At 29.6% G+C, this 1,640-nt stretch carries 2 protein-coding genes and 1 pseudogene; all 3 read left to right on the top strand.

The genetic code is table 11. The features are described from left to right. The first annotated feature begins 162 nt into the window (after positions 1-162). Positions 163-936, top strand: a pseudogene (locus tag ACLR9T_RS14580) (ZIP family metal transporter). 84 nt (positions 937-1,020) lie between these two features. Continuing rightward, positions 1,021-1,194 (top strand): hypothetical protein, encoded by a 174-nt coding sequence (locus tag ACLR9T_RS14585; RefSeq protein WP_413110171.1) that lies wholly within the window; start codon positions 1,021-1,023, stop codon positions 1,192-1,194. Positions 1,195-1,455: 261 nt separating this feature from the next. After that, positions 1,456-1,629 carry a hypothetical protein gene (locus ACLR9T_RS14590; protein WP_164475154.1) on the top strand — a complete coding sequence of 58 codons (174 nt, stop codon included), beginning with the start codon at positions 1,456-1,458 and terminating at the stop codon, positions 1,627-1,629. Positions 1,630-1,640: the final 11 nt, after the last annotated feature.

Consider the following 1,640-nt stretch of genomic DNA (forward strand, 5'->3'; position numbering starts at 1 on the left):
TCTATGAGAAGTTTGGATATGTTAATTTGGGGATTTCTGATTCTAAGCACTGTTGAGCAGTTTGGTATGATATGATTTTAGAGTTTAAAAAATAAAAATCGTTTTGTTTGTAAAAAATAATTTTTTATAATACAATGATAAAAAATTAGAGAGAGTGATGATATGGAAATATTTATAGGTCTGATGCTTCCTTTTATAGGACCTGTACTGGGAGCCGGCTGTGTTTTTTTTCTGAAAAATAAGATGAACTCTTTAGGACAAAAAATATTATTAGGCTTTGCTTCAGGGGTGATGGTGGCAGCATCGGTTTGGTCACTTTTAATACCAGCGATGGATATGTCTGAAAATCTTGGAAGGCTATCTTTCGTTCCTGCAGCAGTGGGATTGATGTTAGGAATTTTATTTTTATTAGTTTTAGACCATACTATCCCACATATGCATTTAGTTAATAATAAAGAAGGATTGAAAAGTAATTTAAAAAATTCAACAATGCTAGTATTAGCGGTAACGTTGCATAATATTCCTGAAGGGATGGCAGTAGGAACAGTTTTTGCGGGAATGTTAAGTGGTAGTGCGAAATTAACTTTTGCTGGAGCGATTGCTTTATCGCTTGGAATTGCAATTCAAAATTTTCCAGAGGGTGCGATTATTTCGATGCCATTAAAAAGTAATGGAATGAAAAAACATAAAGCTTTTTTATATGGGGTTGCTTCAGGAATTGTAGAACCCATAGCAGCTTTTATTACTATTTTATTAGCATAATATGTAACACCATTTTTACCATATTTTTTATCTTTTGCAGCTGGAGCGATGTTATATGTAGTAGTTGAGGAATTAATTCCTGAGGCGAGTCAAGGGGAGCATAGTAATATTGCAACAATCGGTTTTGCGATTGGTTTTGTAATAATGATGATTCTTGATGTAGCAATGGGGTAGTAACAAAATCTTAACTTAATCTTTAATTGTTTATAGTGGTTATGTTTTATGGATTTAGTAAAATATAATCAAGGAGTGATGATAATGAAAGGGAAACTGATAACATTAACAGTATTGATGATAATTGGAAGTAATATATCTAGTATTTTTGCTTATGGTGGAGCTAAAAATACTAATTTATCGGGAGGTATGTTATTGTTTTTTGTGCCTTTGATGTTAGGAATTGTGTATCTTGCAAAAAAAGATGAGACTAACTAATGAATTATTTACATTATTTTAACTAAATGAATATATAAGTTAAAGGATTATTGTGTGATAATAGTTATAAGGTATAAGTAGTTAAAAAAATTATAACCTTTATGCACACTATATTAACTAATCTTGTACCAATTGTATATTGATTATAAAAAGGCAGTTTGCCTTTTTATAATTTAATATAACTTTAACAAAGAAAACCGGAAATTATGTGATGTAATATTATTAGGATAATTAGATACATTGTTATAGGAGGCGGTTTTTATGAATAAATTTGGTTTAATTGCAGTCATAGTATTTACATTAATTGAACTTATGATTGGTGAAATTATAATATGCGGAATACCTTTATGGATCATTGGATTAATTGCGTTTAGTTTTGTTTGGATGGGAATTATTTGTGTAAAAGATAAAGTTGAAATTAAAGATTCGTATTAATAGTAAAAAAT

The sequence above is a fragment of the Thomasclavelia sp. genome (assembly GCF_047249845.1).
GTDB lineage: Bacteria > Bacillota_I > Bacilli_A > Erysipelotrichales > Coprobacillaceae > Thomasclavelia.

What these genes read in the sequence shown, in the direction of transcription:
- ACLR9T_RS14585 (WP_413110171.1), top strand. Translation starts at nt 1,021, where the DNA reads ATGAAAGGGAAACTGATAACATTAACAGTATTGATGATAATTGGAAGT.
- ACLR9T_RS14590 (WP_164475154.1), top strand. Translation starts at nt 1,456, where the DNA reads ATGAATAAATTTGGTTTAATTGCAGTCATAGTATTTACATTAATTGAA.